The sequence below is a fragment of the Phytoactinopolyspora endophytica genome (genome assembly GCF_004138495.1).
Taxonomy (GTDB): Bacteria; Actinomycetota; Actinomycetes; order Jiangellales; family Jiangellaceae; genus Phytoactinopolyspora; species Phytoactinopolyspora endophytica.
In genome coordinates this window covers 147,015-147,909 of the sequence record NZ_ML142860.1, presented here as the reverse complement: position 1 = coordinate 147,909, position 895 = coordinate 147,015, and the positions used below count along the sequence as shown (strand labels likewise).

1 protein-coding gene and 1 pseudogene are annotated in these 895 nt (G+C 67.4%); both read left to right on the top strand.

The features are described 5' to 3' along the window. Window positions 1-484: pseudogene (locus tag ELR45_RS38685) on the top strand (flotillin family protein); the annotation flags it as partial. A 111-nt stretch (window positions 485-595) separates the two neighbouring features. Then, on the top strand, window positions 596-895 hold a 300-nt coding region (locus ELR45_RS35655), incomplete at its 3' end, for a DNA repair ATPase (protein WP_420813929.1).

Genomic DNA, 895 nt, shown 5'->3' with positions numbered 1-895 from the left:
CCTGGACGAGGCCAGCCGGGAGCACGAGGAGTACCGTCTGCGGCTGGAGATGGAGAAGGACGTCCGGATGGCCTCGCTCAACGTGCAGCGTGACGTCGCCGAGGCGCAGGCGAAGGTCCTGTCCACCGGGCTGGAGCACGCCGACATCAACATCGTCGGCGGTGAGAGCGTCTTCTTCGATCGCCTGATCGGCGCGATCTCGCTGGGCAAGGGCGTGGACGGGTTCGTCAACCACTCCGACGTGGCGAGCACCATCGCCGAGCCGTGGCTGAACGGCTCGTCGAGCTTCTTCGACGACATCGCCGGACTGCTCGGCTCGGTCGACACCGATGACCTGAAGAACCTCACGGTCTCCGCCCTGCTGATGCAGCTGATCAACAAGGGCGGACCGAACCGCGGAAAGCTGGAGCAGCTGCTCGAGACGGCGCAGAACCTCGGCTTCGCCGACCAGCCCGTGGCCGCTCTGACCGGGTCGAAGCAGTAAGTCCCCGTGTCCGAGACCGCAACCGAGACACCCACTCAGACCGGGACGTCGACGGAGGACGAGCAGCACAGTGGGCTCGACGCCGGGACCTATGAAGTACTACGGTCCCGGCTGCGCGAGCGCGCGGCGGAGCTCACCTCACGAGCCGAGTCGCTCAACGCCAGCCGGATCGAGGTCTTCGGCGGCACGCAGCTGGAACTGATCGGGACGGAGCGGATCCGTACCGAGAACAACTGCGTGCCGCGGGACATCGTCTCGCTCAACAGCGACGAGCACGGCGGGCTGATGCTCTTCGGCTACAACGTGTTCGTCGGCATGCGCCAGGAGACCACGGTCGCAGACGTCTTCTCGGTGCACCAGTTCGCCCGCGGAGGCGCGGCCGGCGACGACGGCGCCGCGGGCGCGTTCAGG